Here is a 17,319-nt window from a genome sequence, read left to right on the forward strand (position 1 = left end):
GAATACTATGAAAACACGTCAATCATTTGCGTTAGCGGCTTTGTCGTTAGCTATTTTAGCGGGCTGTAATAAAGCTCCAGAACAAAATAATATAAAATCCGAGGCTGTACAGAGTGAAGCTGCAGTGGTTAATGTAACTGCACCGGTAGCCAATAAGATCCCTTTCGAAATGACTATTCATGGTGATACGCGCACCGATAATTACTATTGGATGCGTGACGATGAACGAAAAGATGCAGCTGTCATAGCACACCTTAATGCAGAAAATACCTATACTGATGCGATGCTAAAGCATACTAAAGCTTTACAAACTACTTTGTTTGAAGAGTTAAAAGGGCGCATTCAAAAAGATGATGACTCCGTGCCAACTAAAAGTGGCGATTATTATTATTCATCGCAAACGCGAGGGGATAATGAATACCCGACTTATGTTCGCAGTAGCGATGATAAGGGCACTGATCAACACGTTATATTAGATGTAAATGAGTTGGCAAAAGGCCATGACTATTTCGCGGCAACAGGTTTATCTGTCAGCCCAAATGGTCACTTATTAGCATATGGTGAAGACACGGTAAGTCGACGAATCTACTCTATTTTAGTGAAAGATTTAAAGACCGGTAAATTACTAGAAGATAAGCTCGAAGGGACAGATGGTGATATCGTCTGGGCGAATGATAATAAAACTTTTTATTACATTAAAAAAGACTTACAGACATTGCTAGGTTATCAGGTTTATCGCCATACCTTAGGTACGTCACAAGCACAAGATGAGTTAGTGTACGAAGAGACTAACACAAGTTATTACACTGGCCTTGGTAAGAGTAAAGACAAACAAGAAATTTATATTTGGCATGGCAGTACTAACGCTTCAGGTGTGTCGGTAATTGATGCTAATGACGTCAAGGCACAGCCAAAGCGCTTAATTGAACGTGAAGAAAACCTAGAATATGATATTGCTAAACTCGGTGATACTTATTACATAGTCACTAACCTTAACGCAGTAAACTTTCAGCTAATGACGGTGGATAAAGATAAAGCGCACGACAAAGCGAATTGGCAAACACTGATCGCCGCGCGTGATGATATTAAGCTTGAAGGCATCGATTTGTTCACTGACCATTTAGTGTATAAAGAGCGTGAAATGGGGCAATCTCGTTTAACGATACGCAACTTAAAGTCGGGTGATGAACAGCAGCTGAGCTTTAATGACAGCAGTTATATGGTCAGTACATATGGTAATAATGAATTAGATAGCGAAAGCTTACGAGTATATTATGCCAGTATGACGACGCCTGGTTCATCGTATGATATCGATTTGAATAGCACAACGAAAACACTGTTAAAACAGCAACAAGTGATCGGTGATTTTAATGCCGATAATTATGCATCGGAGCGACTATTTATTACTGCGCGAGATGGCGTAAAAGTACCGGTGAGTTTAGTTTATCGCAAAGATAAATTCAAAAAAGATGGCACTAATCCATTGTTACAATATGGCTATGGGTCGTATGGGGCAACCATGGATCCAAGTTTTTCTAGTAGCCGTTTGAGTTTACTTGATCGAGGCTTTGTATTTGCTATCGCGCATATTCGTGGCTCGCAGATGCTCGGTCGTCCTTGGTATGAAGATGGCAAGCTACTCAATAAAAAGAATACTTTTAATGACTTTGTTGATGTAACCAAAGGCTTAGTTACCCAGCAGTATGGTGCGCAAGATAAAATATTCGCGATGGGCGGCAGTGCGGGCGGCTTATTAATGGGCGCCGTGGCAAACCAAGCACCAGAGCTTTATCAGGGGATGGTTGCGGCTGTGCCATTTGTTGATGTAGTGACCACTATGTTAGATGCGAGCTTACCATTAACGACCAACGAGTACGGCGAGTGGGGCAACCCAAATGACAAACTATATTATGATTATATGCTGTCTTACTCACCGTACGATCAAGTGAGTAAACAAGCGTATCCAAATATGTTGGTCACCACAGGTTTGCATGATTCTCAAGTGCAATATTTTGAACCAGCAAAATGGGTTGCAAAATTACGTGAGTTTAAAACCGATGATAATAAATTACTGTTTAAAATTGATATGGAAGCAGGCCATGGTGGCGCATCTGGGCGTTTTAAAAGCCTTCAAGATACAGCTCTAAATTATGCATTTATCTTAGATTTAGCTGGTATTAAAAAGTAATAACTGATTTTAGTGTTTTACAATTAAGGCGTGACTTAGGTTACGCCTTAATTTTTTGTCTAAATTAAGTGTTGTGGTTTTGCACACTTGCTCGAGCTTAGCAGTATCGACGACGCTGATTAAAATCTAGACATTAAGACTGAAAAAGGTCAGCATATAGGTATTAACGAAATAAGGAGATGGTAATGGAAGATAATCAACAGGTTGAACCAGTTATAACGAGTAAAGATGAGCGTATGTGGGCGATGTTATGTCATTTAAGCGCATTAGCCGGATTTATTATACCTATGGGTAGTATCATCGGTCCGCTGATTGTCTGGTTAATAAAAAAAGACGAAATGCCATTAGTGGCTGAACATGGGCGTAAATCGCTTAACTTTCAAATCACTATGTTCATAGCATATATAGTGTGTTTGATTTTGATGTTTGCAGTTATCGGGGTAATTCTATTACCTATAGTCGCTATTTTCTCGTTTATTATGGTGGTGATTGGCGCAATCAAAACTAATGACGGTAAAGAGTTTAACTACCCATTTAGCTTACAATTGATAAAATAAACTACTCTTCATTTTTATTAAACCCAGCAAATGCTGGGTTTTTTATATGTATTAATAAAGGCTTAGATGGCTTATTTAACTCTGTTCTTTACTGCGTTTATTTCGGCAACATTATTGCCAAGCTCATCAGAAGTGGTACTCACAGCAATGGTGACCAAAGGAGAATATTTACTTTGGTTGTTATGGCTCAGTGCCACAGTTGGTAACGTACTAGGTAGTTGCGTTAATTACTGGTTAGGCACGCAAGTCATACGTTTTAAGGATCGGAAATGGTTTCCCGTGTCGCAGGCAAGTATCGATAAGGCTGCAGAGCGCTTTGAAAAGTATGGTGTTTATAGTCTGTTGTTGGCATGGCTACCAATTATTGGTGATCCGCTAACAGTTGTAGGAGGCATTTTTAAAGTGCGCTGGTGGACATTTTTATGGCTGGTTACCCTTGGCAAAGGCGCACGTTACTTGCTTGTACTAGCCTTTGCCGTTGGGCTGGATAAGTTGCTTTAAGCTTTACTCCAATCGAGTGTTAGCGATACTGAATCTGCAAAACGCAAAGCGTGAGGTTTATCAACTCGCACTTTTGCATAATTCACGCTGCTATGGCTATGGCAAACACTGAGTATTTCTGCCACTAGTTTTTCAAGCAATAAAAAGTGACCTTGCTCAACAATACTAATCACTTCTTTGGTGATCACTTTATAATTAAGTGCTTGTTCAACTTGATCCGTTTCACAGGCTTGCTCAGCAGGATAGTGAATTTCTAAATTGATCACTACATCCTGCTTTTTCTCACGTTCATCGGGATTAAAGCCAATAAAAGTGCGCAGCCGTAAGTTAGTTACATGGATAATTGCATTGGCCATAGGATTAGCCTTTTACAAGTTGTAAAAACTCATTGCGGGTTTTTGGATCGGCTCTGAAGTTACCTAGCATTACCGACGTACGCATACTTGAGTTTTGTTTTTCAACCCCACGCATCATCATACACATATGTTTTGCTTCCACTATTACACCAACGCCTTTAGCACCGGTGACTTCTTCAACCGCTTTAGCGATTTGATGAGTCAGTTGTTCTTGAATTTGAAAGCGGCGTGCAAACATATCAACAATACGCGCAAATTTCGATAAACCCAGCACTTTGCCGTTAGGAATATAAGCAATATGACAGCGCCCTACAAATGGTAATAAATGATGTTCACACATCGAATAAAGCTCTATATCTTGAATTAAAACCATGTCATCTGCATCAGAAGTAAATACCGCATTATTGGTAATTTCTTCTAATGTTTGACGATAGCCTTTGGTCAAATATTCCATCGCTTTGGCGGCGCGTTTTGGCGTGTCTAATAGGCCTTCACGTTGTGGATCTTCACCTACAGCAGTAATAATTTCGTGGTAACTATTTTTTAATTGATCGTGCATAAATTTCTCGATTAATCCGTTATTTTAAATGTCTGCCACCATCTACGGGTAAAGAACGTCCCGTGATGTAATGGCTGCTAAGCAATAAATCGACGCTGTTTATAATTTCGCGACAACCGGGCTCGATGCCCATTAATGATTTTTTAAGGGTTTTTTCTCGGTACTCATCGCTATCGTGATCATTAAAAATAATTAATGAAGGGGCGATAGCGTTCACTTTAATATTCGGGGCAAACTTAGCTGCAAATGATTTTGTCATATTTTCTAAGGCGGCTTTACTTGCGGCATATGCGATATGCTTTGGACTTCCTTTTTCAACAACATAATCAGTTAAATGAATGATATCAGCAGGGTGTTGCTGCTGTTGCTGAAAATTTAACAGTAACTCGCTAAGCGCTAAGTTAATTAAGTAAGGTGCTTTTGCATGGATCCGCATCATGTTATCAAATAGCGTACTGCTATCTGGATTATTCGCTTCGCAGTCCCAACTCGATGCATTGTGGATCACCGCCTTTAAGCTATTTGTGTGCAGCTTTAATTGACTGACAAACTCATTAATGCCGTTGTCAGTGCTAAAGTCTGCGTAAACACATACAGCACCATGGTCAGATAATTCATCAATAGCGGGATGGCGAGTTCGGTAAGTAACGATAATAGCTTGCCCTTGGGCTATAAAATGTTTTGCCAGTGCTAAACCAATACGTTGGCCGGCACCTGTTATTAAAATGGGCGATGTCATAACTAAATACAAATCCTTAGGTTTTTTTAATGCGATGAGCTTGATTACCATGTGTTTACTAACAACTATAAACTAAATTACAGAACTATTTCATCTTTACTGCAAAGATATTGCACCAATATAACAATCTGTTTGTACGCCGTAACGAACAGTTGCGATCATTTGCTCTGCGATGATTGTCAGGCATAATAATAAAACTTCAATTTATGATCTGTAACTATGCAATCACCACCTAAACCGATCCATAAACTGCGTATGATCCCCTGGTTATTTGTTGCTGGCGTGTATTGTTCATTAATTGCTTGGCAAGGCGCAAATGCCGCGCTACAAAGTGTTATCGCAGAGTTTAGCATTGCTGTGACTATGGCTTTTGGGTCTTTTGTTGCTGGTGGCACTGCACTTGGTGGTGGCGCAGTAGCATTTCCTGTGATGACTAAGTTACTGGCAATAGATCCTGTAACCGCAAAAGTATTCTCGTTAGCGATTCAAAGTTTTGGTATGAGTGCGGCTGCATTAACCATTATTTTTACTGGTATTCCATATTATCGCCAAGTGGTATTAATCGCAGCTCCTGCTGCATTAGTTGGCGTATTACTAAGCCTTACTTTTATTGCCGATCAATTACCAAGACTGGTGGTTAAAGGAGTCTTTAGCGTACTTTTAATATGCTTCGCATTAACTCTTTTATGGCGTATTTACTGCAGGGTGCAACATGTATGTAGTCAAACCGATATACACGTTAGTACATTTACAGTTGCATTAGTTGCTGTTATTGGAGGAGTTGCATCTGGCTTAGTTGGTTCGGGAGCTGACATTGCTATTTTTGCGTTATTGATTATCGCCTGCAACGCTAATATTCAAAAAGCGACTGCAACCTCGGTGATTATCATGGCAATAACGTCTGTAGTGGCAAGCATTGCTAACGTATGGTTCTTCAATAGCTTAAGTAGCGAAATACAGTCGTATTTATTAGCGGCTATTCCAGTGGTTGTGGTCGGAGCACCGTTAGGGGCTTATGTTTGTGCTAAAGTGAAAAGCGGGCAATTAATCACATTTTTCTTATTGTTAATTGCCCTAGAAGTGTCATTTACGGTTTATGAACTTATGACAGCCTAAAGATCGTCGTAAATGGTTGGAATAGCTTGGCGTTTATGTTGAGTGCGTAGATAAATTGCGATGAGTTTTTCACTTACCTCGTCACTGACTTCTTTGCCTTCTAAAAAGTCATCAATTTGTTCATAGCTTAAACCAAGGGCTTCTTCATCAGTAAGGCCAGGGCGATCACACTCTAGGTCGGCTGTTGGCGCTTTATTAACGAGTAAATCGGGTGCACCTAACTGCTTGGCTAATGCGCGTACTTGGCGTTTTGATAAGCCAAATAATGGCGCTAAGTCGCATGCGCCATCACCAAATTTAGTATAAAAGCCAGTAATGTTCTCGGCGCTATGATCAGTACCAACAACGAGGCCTTGGCACAGTCCGGCAATTTCATATTGCGCGACCATGCGTTGGCGGGCTTTCACATTACCTTTTATAAAATCAATTTGTGCTTGTTCCGGCAGTGCATCACCGCAACCTACCACTGCCGCTAATGCTTGCTCATGCATGCCGTCTGCTGCGGGTTTAATATTCACTGTTAGGCGTTTATTTGGTTGAATAAAATCAACAGCCAATTGCGCTTCAGCTTCATCAGCTTGCACACCATACGGTAAGCGAACCGCAATAAATTGATACTTGTCGGTTTGTTGCTGCGCATTTAATTCGTTAACGGCGAGTTGGCATAAGCGACCACAGGTAGAGGAATCTACACCGCCACTAATCCCCAGCACTAAAGAGCGTGAATGTGCTGCCACTAAACGGTTTTTTATAAAGTTTACGCGGCGTGTGATCTCGTTGTTGACGTCTATATTTGGCTGGACTTTCATTTCTGCCACTATTTCAGCGCGCATGCTGAGCTCTCCTAATAATATTATTGGTTGTCATGGTTATACCAATTAGCTTAAAAGCATGATCTCTATTTAATGCAATTGGAATTATTATCTAATTCAAAGGGTTTAATTTAAAGCCCTAAATGTAGCTTAATTTTTTGTAATTCAGCTTTTAGCTCATCAATTTCAGCAAGTAACTCATTCAACTCGTCAGCTTTGAGTGCAGGTAATTCAGGTGGTTCTACTGCAACAGCACTTTGTGGATCAGCAAATAAATGGCTGTAACGGCTTTCACGTTTGCCGGGTTCTCGCGGGTGTTTAGTCACATGTTCGGCAGTCATCAAGGCATTTAATGCCGACTCAACTTCAGCAACATTATTAAACTCAGCGAGCCGATTACTGCGGGTTCTTAATTCACCAGGGGTTTGTGGGCCACGTAGCAGCATTAAACAAATAATAGCGCGCTGTTGCTCCGTTAACTGTAAATTACCAAATTCAGTATTGCAAAAGCGATGTGCGAACTTAGTTACGCGTCCAGATAACCCTTCGTCTAATGTAACTAACCGCTGGGAAACTAGCGAGTCTAGCGCCTCTTGTACTTCAGTTTCGCTGAGCGTGAGCACTGGCTCTCGGTTCGATTTTTGATTGCACGCATTGGTCAATGCATTTAGTGACAGCGGGTAATGCTCTGGTGTGGTGCTTTGTTTTTCAAGTAGGCAGCCGATCACACGTTGTTCAATAGCAGTGAGTTGCATAATAAATCCTTCTTTTTGTTATGCCTTAGCTTACACCTTTATTGTTTACCAAGCCATTGTTGCAGTTTCGGATTAAGCGCATCAAAATCGAGTGGTTTGGTTAGGTAATCAGTCATTCCTGCACTGAGGCATTTATCTCTATCGCCTTGCATAGCATTTGCGGTTAACGCAATAATAGTTACGTTTTTGTAGTATTCACCCGCATCCCCATTACGGATTGCCTTAGTTGCTTGGTAACCATCCATTTCTGGCATCTGGCAGTCCATTAACAATAGCTTGTATGGTTCTGTGGTTTTGTTTTTTAGTTTTTCAATAGCTTCCAGACCATTTTCAGCGATATCAAAACTTATGCCTGCTTGTTTTAGTAATGCACAGGCTACGACTTGATTTACTTTATTGTCTTCTACCAGCAGGATTTTGTCTTGATTTACAAAGTGTGTATTGTTGATTGCAATACTTGCTGGTAGTGCATTGTTATTTTGTTGTTGCTCGATAAATTTTTCATTCGCCAAAGAATCAAACAAGTCCGAAGGCGTTAGTGGTTTAAAAATCATGCAATCGGCTTCGATTGGCAAGTTTGCATGTGCTTCTTGTGAGAAACTCATTGGTGCCATAAGGATCAGTTTTACGTGATGCTTGCTTAGGTAAGTTTTCAATGTATTAATTGCAGCGGCGTCGGCTTGCTGAAAAAAGCTATAATCAAGCAGCACAGCATCAATCAATTCATCGCTAGAATTGAGATAGTAACTCAAAGCTAGGTAGTTTTTGAGGATATGCGCACGTGCCCCCCACACATTCAGTTGTTTTTGCGCAATTGAGCTATTTAACGGACAAGTATCGACAATTAAAATATGTTTGTTTGTAATTAAATGACTCGGTAAGTCTTGTTCTTTACCCAGTAGCGGCTGTACTTTAATGGAAAAAGTAAATGTACTGCCTTGGCCATAAACACTCGTGACATTGATTTCTCCATCCATCAAATTACACAGCTGCTTAACAATCGCCAGGCCCAAGCCTGTGCCGCCATATTGGCGAGTAGTTGAGGTATCGGCTTGAGTGAAAGAATCAAATAACGAAGCTTGTTTGTCGGCTTTAATACCAATACCGGTATCAATAATTGAGCAATCTAAAAAAGTCCCGTTAGTGGTATTTTTTAAGTTTGCGCTCACGATAATTTCACCATTATGAGTAAATTTAACGGCATTACCGAGTAAATTATTAATAATTTGGCGAAGCCTATTTGGGTCACTAACAATCTTATTTACATTAATTTTAGTGGCATCTAAAATCAGTTTAGTATTATGTTGCTCTACTTTAAGGGCAAATGACTCGACCACTTCACCGAGTAATTTCGGTAAATTAAAAGCAATCTTTTCGATATTTAATTTACCAGCTTCAATTTTTGAAAAATCCAGAATATCGTTAATTATATTAAGCAGCGATTGCGCTGATGATTGTGCTAATTCAATATGATGCGCTTGCTGAGGATCTAACTTAGTCTGTTGCACAATATTAAGCATCCCGAGCACACCGTTCATCGGGGTGCGAATTTCGTGGCTCATGCTCGCTAAAAACTCACCTTTAGCGGTTACAGCTTGTTCCGCTGCTTCTTTTGCTGTGACTAATTGTTGCTCGGTTTCTATACGTTGCTCGCTAGAATATAAACTGCCAATTAAAGCGGCAACGGCAATTAAAAAGCTTTCTTCGTTACGCGACCATACCCGCGGATACTGACAATGCTCAGCACAAACAATACCAATCGCCCCGCTTCCTGTAGGGATAGATACACAAAGCATTGATTTTATGTCGAAAGGGGCTAAATAGAGCGCTGTAAGCGGGGCTGTAAATTTATTGCTCAGTGCATTTGAAGCGCGGATCACTGCTTGGTTATCAATGGCTGTAAAAAAATTATTTAACTCAGTTTGCTGCCATGCTGGTAACGCAGTGTTATTTGGGGTGTGTTTACCATGATGGGCAAATGATTGCAGTTGATCTCTTGCATCATTGAACAGCCATATACTGGCACGTTCAACATTAAATGCATCGCAAATTGATTGTGTAATAATATCTTTTGCTTGTTTTAAATTACCAGTCAACACAGCGTTATTAACGGTAAGTGAGGCGAGTACCTCATTGTGCAAAGCGGTTTTACTGCTTTCTAATTCAATGCATTTACGGACGTTTATATCTTGTAAAGAGCCAAAAATCTTAATACAGCGGCCATTACGGATTTCGGCCTCACCATGCACTAACACCCATAAAGCATTACCTTTAGAATCGATAACTTCGAGCTCAACTTCGTAACTTTCACCATATTTAATTGCTCGCTCAACGAGCTTTTTTATCGTGTCACGGCTTTCGCCTTCTTTAAAGTAAGAAAAGTTCGTTGGCCAATCAGGTTGTTCGTCTAGCGGATATTTGAAAATGTTTTTGGTCATATCTGACCAATATACTTGTTGTGTTTCAAGGTTAAATGACCAAGCGCCAATTTTTGCAAGACTACTCATTGTCACTAGCATTTTTTCATTTCTTAGCTGGCGATTGAGCATTTTTAAGAATAATAAGAAAGCTAAAATTAGTAACCCGCAAATAGTAAATATTGCTAATCTCAGCGGCCAAATCGCAGAGTTTGGAGGTGCCCAACCAACTTTAGGAGTAACAAAAATTTCCCACTCGCCACCTTGAAAGGTTAAAGTAAATGCCAGAGGGTTACGCTCTAAAATATCCGCTTTACCACGGAAAAACTCTCCCTTTATACCCAAGCCATTGCGTCCTTGAATGGCAACATCATAGTCTTCTTCTAGTTCGTAGATACCCGCTCTTTTATATATTTTGTCTATGTCGAGTACCACCGAGAGCAGTCCCCAAAAATGCTTGTCAGGGGGGAGGTACACAGGGACTCGGGCAATTAATGCTTCACCACCTTGCACTAATGTAAGTGGGCCTGCCATAACTATTTCATTGTTATCACGCGCACGAATTGCATCTGCACGTTGTGCTTTGTTATCTAAAAAGTTTAGCCCTATGGCTTTTTCATTGCCTGCCAATGGGTAGGTCATGCGGATCACCATATTAGGTGCACCACCGATATTGCGTAATTCAGATGAGGTGTCGAATAATGGCGCGGCAATTTGGGCAAAACGTTGTTGATCTAAATTAGGCTCTGCAGCAACTGCAACAGCTAAACCACGCACCAATTGAATATTCGATACTAATGTTGATTCAAGTTGAGTACGGTAGCTACTTACTTCAGATAAAATTAATAGTCTATGAGATTCTTGGGCACGTTTATAACTGATCTTATCAAGCACTAAACTGATTAATAAAATAAAAACGAGCGAGCACCAAAATATCAGTTTAAATTTGTAGACTTGTTTGTGATCATCTGTTTTTAACAATGGCATTAGCGACTTGTGCTTTTATATTTGGCTGTTCAACTATAGTCAATTTATCACGGAAATAAAAATAGTCCGATCAATTGAGCTATTTGTTTTTTTATTTAAATTACCGCACTTTTTTCATAAAACTATGGTTATGATAGAGCTAATCAAGAGTAAAAGGACTGGTTCATGTTTAAAATTATCAAGTGGTTGGTGTTAGCAATCGTAATTTTAGGATTAGCTGCAACAGCAGTTATTTATGGTGTACTGTCAATTAGCTTACCGGCGCTTGATGGTAATGGGCGTAGTAACCACGTCAGCCAAGCGGTAAAAATCTCCCGAGACCAACTGGGTCAAGCAGTTATTTCAGCTGAGAACCGCCTTGATGCTGCGTATGGTTTAGGTTTCGCACATGGTCAAGACCGATTTTTTCAAATGGATTTGTTGCGCCGTAATGCTGCAGGTGAATTGAGTGAACTGTTTGGTAAAGCAGCATTAGGTTTGGATAAAAAAATGCGCTTCCACCAGTTACGAAAACGCAGCGCTGCGATAGTTGAGCAATTGCCTCAAGCAGATCAAGCATTATTAACAAGTTATGCCGCTGGCGTTAACGAAGGCTTAGCACAGGTAGGTTTTAGCAGTTTTGAATATTTACTAACAGGCGCTGAGCAAAAGCCTTGGCGCAGTGAAGACAGTTTGTTAGTGATTTACAGTATGTACTTAGATTTACAAACGGCGACCTTTGAACGTGACCAAGCGTTAATTCAAATTGCCGATATTTATGGCCCAGAAATGGTCAGTTTTTTAACTCAACCCAGTCAATATCAAGCGGCTTTAGATGGCAGCACACTCGCACCTTATAATTTAACTATTCCTGAATTTCCTAAGCAAACCTTACAAGCTTTACTCAGGATTGATGCAAATCAAGAACGTGGTAGTAATAACTGGGCGGTGACTGGGCAGTTAACTACTACAGGTGCTGGGATGCTGTCGGATGATATGCACTTGTCGATGGCGGTGCCGGTTATTTGGTATCGTGCGCAACTTAACTATGCAATGTCAGGAAAAGTGAGCCAAGTGACAGGAGTTTCCTTGCCTGGCGCACCAGCAATTGTGGTGGGAACTAATAACAATATTGCGTGGGGATTTACTAATGGTTACCTCGATACTGCCGATTGGGTAGCATTAACTGATAACAGTAAAACATGGCAAGAAGTTGAGCAAATAGCACTACCGGATGGGGCAATTGAAGAATATAAGCTGACATTGAGTGAGTATGGTCCAGTGCGAGAAATAAATGGCAAGCCTTATGCGCTTAGCTGGGTTGGCCATCAACCTTATGCAGTCGATATGGATTTATTGAAATTAGAACAAGCAACCACTGTCGATGACGCGCTGCTGATTGCCAGTGAAGTGGGTATTCCAGTACAAAACTTAATGGTGGTAGATAGCCAAGGCAATGCGGGTTGGAAAAATATGGGAGCCATTCCAGGGCGTATTAAGCCCAGTGAACTAGCTGTTCAGGAAAATGACTACTCAACACTTTGGCAGCATAATGAACAGCAAAGGCCGGAAGTTAAAAATCCTGTTGATGGCCGTTTATGGACTGGGAACTCTCGCGTTGTATCGGCTTTGGATGATCAGCGTTTTGGTAATGGTGGTTATGCCTTGGGAGCACGATCGAGTCAAATTCGTGATAGATTGTATGAAAAGCAACATTTTAATGAAGCTAATTTTAACCAGTTGCAGCATGATAATCAGGCGCGCTTTTTACAACCGTGGCATAGCTTATTGCTGCAACAGCTTAATAAAAATAGTACGGCTAATCAGCAGTACATAAAAGAATTAGAAAACTGGCAAGATTGCGCCTGTGCAACGTCAATAGGCTACACGCTGGTTAGGCGTTATCGTGATGAAGTTATCAATAGTGTATTTACGGCTATGCAAGCAAATTTACAGGCTCAGGGCGGTTCATTAAAGTATGTTAAACGTGATTTAGAGCCGGCAATATGGCAGCTTATTGAACAGCAACCAAATAGCTGGTTAAATCCACAATTTGCTGATTGGGATGCACAATTAACTGATTCATTTAGTCAAGTTGTCAGTAATTTAAGTAAAGAGTTTGGCAGTAACTTAAAAGGTTGGCAGTGGGGGAAAGTTAATGAATTGGTTATTGAGCATCCATTCGCACAGCAAATACCACAACTAAGTAAATTATTAAATATGCCGACAGCGCCAGGATTTGGCGACAGTTATATGCCAGCAGTGCAGGGGCGTAGTTTTGGTGCGTCACAGCGATTTATTGCTCAACCTGGGCATTTAGAAAACGCCATAATGGCCATTCCCGGTGGCCAGTCAGGTCATCCACTATCGCCATTTTATCGCGCAGGATTTGATGACTACGTAGCTGCAAAACCAACGCCGCTATTACCGCAAACACTAATGCATGAGATCACAATATTACCTGCAAATGAGCTTTAAATGAGTAAAGCCACCTTGTTTTGAGGTAGTGGCCGCTTGATTTCGGCCATTACTTTTACTCTTATAAAGTGCAATTAACCTAAGCTTTAGGTCGAAAACCGCTAAACCAGCGTTAATGTTAGCTGAGCAAAGAGCTGTAAAACTAAAAATTTATACCTACTTATACTTACTTCAACACTGTTGTTGGTGCTATCTTAAAAATAAACCAGCGCTAGGTATGCTGCACTAAGCAAGCGTTCAGAGCTGATCACGTATTATGCGCGTATTGAACTATCAAATTTAATGTCCTACGCCTAAAGGAGTTGTGTATGTCGGCAGAAAAAACCCATCTTGAGATTTGTAATTTAACTAAAGAGCAGTATCCACAAGTAAAAACTTTGATGGATCAGGCTTATCCAGATTTAGGTGGTGCATGGCCAAGCCATACTATATTTAGACTGATTGACCAGTTCCCTGAAGGGCAGTTGGGCATGGTGGATGATGGCGTGCTGGTAGGGATTGCGTTGAGTGTGCAAGTTGATTACACGCGCTTTTCTAATCCGCACACCTATGAAGATATTGTTGACGGCCATGACCGGGTATTTAGTGACCCCGATGGTGATGCGCTGTATGGCTTAGATGTGGTTATTTCGCCTACTCATCGTGGTATGCGTTTAGGGCGCAGGCTTTATGATGCGCGTAAAGAATTATGTCGTCAGTATAATCTGCGGGCTATTTTGGCTGGCGGACGTATTCCGCGTTATTACAATCATAGCAGTGACATGAGTCCAACAGAATATATTGCCAAAGTCGATCATAAAGAGCTGTATGATCCAATTTTAAGTTTTCAATTGTCGAATGATTTCCAGGTTAAACGCTTACTTAAAAAGTATTTACCGGAAGATCAAAATTCGGTGGGTTATGCCACGCTACTTGAGTGGAATAACATTATGTTTGAACCGACCGACACGGTACTTGAATCAACGAAGTCGATAGTGCGAGTAGGCGCAGTGCAATGGCAAATGCGCAGTGTTGAGTCGGTTGAAGAAATGCTCACGCAGGTCGAATATTTTGTAGACACAGTGTCTGATTACAAAAGTGATTTTATTCTTTTTCCGGAGTTTTTTAATGCGCCACTAATGGGGCTTACAGAGCAAAGAAATCAGACCGAGGCTATTCGTTATTTAGCCGAATACACGGAGACTTTTCGTGATGCGATGTCGCGTATGGCGATTGAGTATAATGCGAATATTATCACCGGCTCAATGCCGCTTGCTGAAGGCGATAAAATCTATAATGTCAGTTATTTATGCCATCGCAGTGGTAAAATTGACGAACAACGTAAAATTCATATCACGCCTCATGAACAAAATGACTGGGTGATTCAAGGTGGTGACAAAATTGCGGTATTTGATACTGATGCTGGACGCGTGGGTATTCAAATTTGTTACGATGTTGAATTTCCTGAATTGTCACGTATTTTAGCAAAACAAGGTCTCGATATTCTGTTTGTGCCATTTTGGACCGACACCAAAAATAGTTATTTACGAGTACGCCACTGCGCGCAGGCGCGGGCCATTGAAAACGAATGCTACGTGGTTATTGCCGGATCGGTAGGTAACTTACCAGAAGTTGAAAGTCTTGATGTGCAGTATTCACAATCAGCGGTATTAACACCGTCTGATTTTTCGTTCCCTCATGATGCTACGCTTAATGAAGCAACCCCCAATACTGAAATGCTGTTATTTAGTGATTTAGATATGGATAAATTAAAAGTTCTGCACAGTGAAGGCACGGTGCGTAACTTAAAAGATCGTCGTGAAGATCTGTACGATGTAATATTGAAAAAGAGAGAAAATTAATGGCGTGGATTTATTTAATTATTGCAGGCTTGCTGGAAATTGGCTGGCCTGTAGGATTAAAAATGTCGCAAGAGGGTGAACATCGCTGGTTAGGTATTGGCATTGCAGTGGCGTTTATGGTCGCCAGTGGTTTTATGTTATGGCTGGCACAGCGTGATATTTCGATGGGGACTTCCTACGCAGTGTGGACAGGCATTGGCGCGGCAGGAACATTTTTAGTAGGGATACTATTTTATAATGATGCAGCAACATTCGGCCGTATTGCCGGTGTATTAATGATTATTAGCGGCGTTATCACATTGAAAATCAGCCATTAATTCAGTGAATTAAAAAATCGAAAGGCGGCCACGTTGCAGTGAGCCGCCTTTGTTGTTTATATCGAAGGTAACATGACTAATACTGCGGCTATAGCAATTAACACCAGCCCTGCGGTATCTTGACGTTTTAAAGGCTGCTTGAGCCATAAAACTGAGATCAAGATTGTAAAAAATACTTCTACTTGCCCTAAGGTTTTGACATAGGCAACATGCTGTAAACTCATCGCACTAAACCAACCAATCGAGCCTATGCAGCTAAAAAAACTCACCGCACTGGTGGTTTTTTTATGGTTCCACATAGCGCGAAATGTTGAGCGTTCCCTTACTGTAATATAACCACATAGCATGATAGTTTGCAGGCTGATAATAAGCAGTAAAACCCATGCTGCGGAATAAGGAAACGACAGACCTGAGTTTAGGCTTGCTTCGCGTATCCATGATGAGGAAAGTGCAAATGCTGTCCCACAGGCCAAGCCTAGTAAGGCTGTTTTTAAGCTAAAGTGCTTAATGTTAGCAATTCCACTTAATAGTAATACTGCAATTGAGCCAATAAACACGCCAAGCCAGCCTAATAAAGATAGCGTCGCGCCAAAAAATAATACTCCTAGTATAGCCGCAACGAGAGCTTCACTTTTTGCAAGACCAGCACCAACAGCAAAGTTATTCATTTTAAATAACGTCACCATTAATCCTGTTGCAATAATTTGCACTATGCTCGCGCCGACAATGTAGCTAATAAAAGCTAGGTTGAAGGTGGGTAAGGGAGCATCTTGATAGAGATATAATGAAATGAGATATGCCAAAGCAAGTGGGCTTGCAAGTATAAAGCGCGCTAAGGTGACGCCTGCAACACTCACATGCGCACTTAGTTTACTTTGTAAAGCGTTGCGCCACGACTGCATAAAAGCGGCTAAAATAGTTAAAAAGATCCAAGTCATAATGAAAAAACAGCAATTCACAGAGGCGGATAAGTTACCAGTGCCAGGGCTCTAAAGCGAACTAAGATTCCATAAAATGAAAATATCTTTGCTGCGACAATATGCCACAGCTGCAAATCCAACTTTTTGGGCTATAGTTATCGCGATGTTATTGTTAGTCGTAATGCCTTGTATTTATTTCATATAAGTCATTGCGGCTTTTTTATTACTCAAGTCAATTACGCGATCAGTTTAGCTGTGCTAAGTTAATGAAAACTATGATTAGGAGTAACGATGACGATATTACTTATTTGCGCACTACTTGCTGTACTGATGCCTTACTTTGCCAAGGCCCCCGTGGCATTTGCAATGAACAAGCTCGATGGCTACGATAATAAGCACCCAAGAGAGCAACAGTCTAAGCTCACCGGATTTGGCGCAAGGGCGCTGGCAGCACATCAAAATTGTTTTGAATCATTGGCCGTGTTTGCTGTAGCGTTAGCCACCGTGCTGGGCACCAATAATGTCCACCAAGTTACTGAGCTATTAGCCATTACTCATATTATTGCCCGCGTTCTATATTGTGCTTTTTACTATCTAAATTTAGACGTACTGCGTTCTTTATCATGGCTGGTTGGTTTAGCTGCTGCAGTCGCTATGATTGTTGTGTGCTTGTAATACCAATCGTGTTAAGTTACTGACCATTTATAGCGACAGATAAATACAGTGATAACAAGGCGTAAATTTTGACATGTAGTTGTTCTACTTGAAAAAATTATAACGCAGTTAGCGCTTTATTT

The 17,319-nt window shown here is 40.8% G+C and carries 15 protein-coding genes; 8 read left to right on the forward strand and 7 right to left on the reverse strand.

All coding sequences use genetic code 11. The features are described from left to right. The first annotated feature begins 7 nt into the window (after positions 1-7). From H5162_RS07165 to H5162_RS07175, 3 genes are all read left to right on the forward strand, one after another. Positions 8-2,188, forward strand: coding sequence for a S9 family peptidase (locus H5162_RS07165; RefSeq protein ID WP_145239996.1), 2,181 nt, complete (start codon positions 8-10; stop codon positions 2,186-2,188). A gap of 185 nt (positions 2,189-2,373) precedes the next feature. After that, positions 2,374-2,745: a DUF4870 domain-containing protein gene (locus H5162_RS07170; protein WP_145239994.1), complete on the forward strand. Its 372-nt coding sequence runs from the start codon at positions 2,374-2,376 to the stop codon at positions 2,743-2,745. 66 nt (positions 2,746-2,811) lie between these two features. After that, the gene (locus H5162_RS07175) at positions 2,812-3,246 is read left to right on the forward strand and encodes a YqaA family protein (RefSeq protein ID WP_145239992.1); all 435 of its coding nucleotides are present in this window, start codon (positions 2,812-2,814) and stop codon (positions 3,244-3,246) included. Here the strand turns inward: H5162_RS07175 and folX are convergent. From folX to folM, 3 genes are read right to left on the reverse strand one after another with little or no spacing between them, the layout of a single operon-like run. Beyond that, on the reverse strand, positions 3,243-3,602 hold the full coding sequence (gene folX / locus H5162_RS07180) for a dihydroneopterin triphosphate 2'-epimerase (protein WP_145239990.1): 360 nt from the start codon (positions 3,600-3,602) through the stop codon (positions 3,243-3,245). The genes H5162_RS07175 and folX overlap by 4 nt on opposite strands. 4 nt (positions 3,603-3,606) lie before the next feature. Beyond that, positions 3,607-4,161 (reverse strand): GTP cyclohydrolase I FolE, encoded by a 555-nt coding sequence (folE, locus tag H5162_RS07185; RefSeq protein ID WP_145239988.1) that lies wholly within the window; start codon positions 4,159-4,161, stop codon positions 3,607-3,609. Between the two features lie 19 nt (positions 4,162-4,180). Further along, a complete protein-coding gene (gene folM / locus H5162_RS07190; RefSeq protein ID WP_182735035.1) occupies positions 4,181-4,900 on the reverse strand; it encodes a dihydromonapterin reductase in 720 nt (239 codons plus the stop codon). Between the two features lie 219 nt (positions 4,901-5,119). Between folM and H5162_RS07195 the strand changes: the two genes are divergently transcribed. Continuing rightward, the gene (locus H5162_RS07195; protein ID WP_182757906.1) at positions 5,120-6,016 is read left to right on the forward strand and encodes a sulfite exporter TauE/SafE family protein; all 897 of its coding nucleotides are present in this window, start codon (positions 5,120-5,122) and stop codon (positions 6,014-6,016) included. On the opposite strand, the gene nadE is transcribed toward H5162_RS07195, so the two are convergent. The 3 genes from nadE to H5162_RS07210 all read right to left on the reverse strand — a co-directional run bounded on the left by nadE (position 6,013) and on the right by H5162_RS07210 (position 10,987). After that, positions 6,013-6,849 (reverse strand): ammonia-dependent NAD(+) synthetase, encoded by an 837-nt coding sequence (gene nadE, locus H5162_RS07200; protein WP_149982194.1) that lies wholly within the window; start codon positions 6,847-6,849, stop codon positions 6,013-6,015. The two genes, H5162_RS07195 and nadE, sit on opposite strands and share 4 nt — an antisense overlap. A gap of 110 nt (positions 6,850-6,959) precedes the next feature. Continuing rightward, positions 6,960-7,583, reverse strand: coding sequence for a YceH family protein (locus H5162_RS07205; RefSeq protein WP_145239982.1), 624 nt, complete (start codon positions 7,581-7,583; stop codon positions 6,960-6,962). Positions 7,584-7,621: 38 nt separating this feature from the next. Continuing rightward, the gene (locus tag H5162_RS07210; protein ID WP_182778059.1) at positions 7,622-10,987 is read right to left on the reverse strand and encodes an ATP-binding protein; all 3,366 of its coding nucleotides are present in this window, start codon (positions 10,985-10,987) and stop codon (positions 7,622-7,624) included. A gap of 165 nt (positions 10,988-11,152) precedes the next feature. On the opposite strand from H5162_RS07210, the gene H5162_RS07215 reads away from it, so the two are divergent. From H5162_RS07215 to H5162_RS07225, 3 genes are all read left to right on the forward strand, one after another. Then, the gene (locus tag H5162_RS07215) at positions 11,153-13,444 is read left to right on the forward strand and encodes a penicillin acylase family protein (RefSeq protein WP_182778062.1); all 2,292 of its coding nucleotides are present in this window, start codon (positions 11,153-11,155) and stop codon (positions 13,442-13,444) included. A gap of 308 nt (positions 13,445-13,752) precedes the next feature. After that, a complete protein-coding gene (locus tag H5162_RS07220; RefSeq protein WP_145239976.1) occupies positions 13,753-15,285 on the forward strand; it encodes a bifunctional GNAT family N-acetyltransferase/carbon-nitrogen hydrolase family protein in 1,533 nt (510 codons plus the stop codon). Then, complete coding sequence (locus H5162_RS07225) at positions 15,285-15,602, forward strand: multidrug efflux SMR transporter (RefSeq protein ID WP_149982191.1); 318 nt, start codon at positions 15,285-15,287, stop codon at positions 15,600-15,602. Before H5162_RS07220 ends, H5162_RS07225 begins: the two co-directional genes overlap by 1 nt. 56 nt (positions 15,603-15,658) lie before the next feature. On the opposite strand, the gene H5162_RS07230 is transcribed toward H5162_RS07225, so the two are convergent. Further along, complete coding sequence (locus H5162_RS07230; protein ID WP_145239974.1) at positions 15,659-16,540, reverse strand: DMT family transporter; 882 nt, start codon at positions 16,538-16,540, stop codon at positions 15,659-15,661. Positions 16,541-16,813: 273 nt separating this feature from the next. Here H5162_RS07230 and H5162_RS07235 point away from each other — a divergent pair, with 273 nt between their 5' ends. Further along, a complete protein-coding gene (locus H5162_RS07235) occupies positions 16,814-17,197 on the forward strand; it encodes an MAPEG family protein (RefSeq protein ID WP_182730742.1) in 384 nt (127 codons plus the stop codon). Positions 17,198-17,319: the final 122 nt, after the last annotated feature.

The sequence above is a fragment of the Pseudoalteromonas sp. SR41-8 genome (genome assembly GCF_014163915.1).
Taxonomy (GTDB): domain Bacteria; phylum Pseudomonadota; class Gammaproteobacteria; order Enterobacterales; family Alteromonadaceae; genus Pseudoalteromonas; species Pseudoalteromonas rhizosphaerae.

What these genes read in the sequence shown, in the direction of transcription:
- folE (WP_145239988.1), bottom strand. Translation starts at nt 4,161, where the DNA reads ATGCACGATCAATTAAAAAATAGTTACCACGAAATTATTACTGCTGTA.
- folM (WP_182735035.1), bottom strand. Translation starts at nt 4,900, where the DNA reads ATGACATCGCCCATTTTAATAACAGGTGCCGGCCAACGTATTGGTTTA.
- folX (WP_145239990.1), bottom strand. Translation starts at nt 3,602, where the DNA reads ATGGCCAATGCAATTATCCATGTAACTAACTTACGGCTGCGCACTTTT.
- H5162_RS07225 (WP_149982191.1), top strand. Translation starts at nt 15,285, where the DNA reads ATGGCGTGGATTTATTTAATTATTGCAGGCTTGCTGGAAATTGGCTGG.
- H5162_RS07165 (WP_145239996.1), top strand. Translation starts at nt 8, where the DNA reads ATGAAAACACGTCAATCATTTGCGTTAGCGGCTTTGTCGTTAGCTATT.
- H5162_RS07215 (WP_182778062.1), top strand. Translation starts at nt 11,153, where the DNA reads ATGTTTAAAATTATCAAGTGGTTGGTGTTAGCAATCGTAATTTTAGGA.
- H5162_RS07210 (WP_182778059.1), bottom strand. Translation starts at nt 10,987, where the DNA reads ATGCCATTGTTAAAAACAGATGATCACAAACAAGTCTACAAATTTAAA.
- H5162_RS07195 (WP_182757906.1), top strand. Translation starts at nt 5,120, where the DNA reads ATGCAATCACCACCTAAACCGATCCATAAACTGCGTATGATCCCCTGG.
- H5162_RS07235 (WP_182730742.1), top strand. Translation starts at nt 16,814, where the DNA reads ATGACGATATTACTTATTTGCGCACTACTTGCTGTACTGATGCCTTAC.
- H5162_RS07170 (WP_145239994.1), top strand. Translation starts at nt 2,374, where the DNA reads ATGGAAGATAATCAACAGGTTGAACCAGTTATAACGAGTAAAGATGAG.
- H5162_RS07205 (WP_145239982.1), bottom strand. Translation starts at nt 7,583, where the DNA reads ATGCAACTCACTGCTATTGAACAACGTGTGATCGGCTGCCTACTTGAA.
- H5162_RS07220 (WP_145239976.1), top strand. Translation starts at nt 13,753, where the DNA reads ATGTCGGCAGAAAAAACCCATCTTGAGATTTGTAATTTAACTAAAGAG.
- nadE (WP_149982194.1), bottom strand. Translation starts at nt 6,849, where the DNA reads ATGCGCGCTGAAATAGTGGCAGAAATGAAAGTCCAGCCAAATATAGAC.
- H5162_RS07230 (WP_145239974.1), bottom strand. Translation starts at nt 16,540, where the DNA reads ATGACTTGGATCTTTTTAACTATTTTAGCCGCTTTTATGCAGTCGTGG.
- H5162_RS07175 (WP_145239992.1), top strand. Translation starts at nt 2,812, where the DNA reads ATGGCTTATTTAACTCTGTTCTTTACTGCGTTTATTTCGGCAACATTA.